Origin of the sequence: Shewanella sp. SW24 (assembly GCF_025653395.1) — a bacterium.
Lineage (GTDB): Bacteria > Pseudomonadota > Gammaproteobacteria > Enterobacterales > Shewanellaceae > Shewanella > Shewanella oncorhynchi.
On the sequence record NZ_JAKKSH010000084.1, the window covers coordinates 1 to 640 of the forward strand.

The following is a 640-nucleotide window of genomic DNA, read 5'->3' on the forward strand; positions in this document are numbered from 1 at the left end:
ATCTAATGAAAAAGCTTGGGTTATTAAGCTGTCAGCAGCCTAAGCATTCTTATAGGAAAGCGACACAAGAGCATGTTGCAATCCCCAATACGCTAAATCGACAGTTTGCAGTAACTCAACCAGATCAAGTGTGGTGTGGCGACGTGACGTATGTTTGGGTCGGTAATCGCTGGGCCTATCTAGCCGTTGTTTTAGACTTATTTTCCCGCAAACCTGTTGGATGGGCTTTGTCATTATCACCAGATAGTGAGCTGACCTGTAAAGCTTTGAAAATGGCATTTGAGTTAAGGGGTAAGCCTGAGAATGTGATATATCACAGCGATCAAGGTTCGCATTACACGAGCTTGAAATTCAGACAATTAATATGGCGTCTTCAGATTGAGCAAAGTATGAGTCGCCGCGGGAATTGTTGGGATAACGCACCAATGGAGCGTTTCTTTAGAAGTTTGAAATCTGAGTGGATACCCGCCAATGGTTATGGGAATTTTACAGAAGCAGATAAAGAGATCACAAATTACATCACTGGATATTACAGTGAGACCAGACCCCATCAATATAATGGTGGGTTAACGCCAAATGAGTCAGAACGTTTATATTGGAATGACTCTAAAATCGTGGCCAATTTTACTTGACCACTACA

1 pseudogene is annotated in these 640 nt (G+C 42.2%); it reads left to right on the forward strand.

The features are described 5' to 3' along the window. Positions 1-632 (forward strand): annotated as a pseudogene (locus L5M17_RS23170) (IS3-like element ISSba5 family transposase); the annotation flags it as partial. Between the last annotated feature and the right edge of the window lie 8 nt (positions 633-640).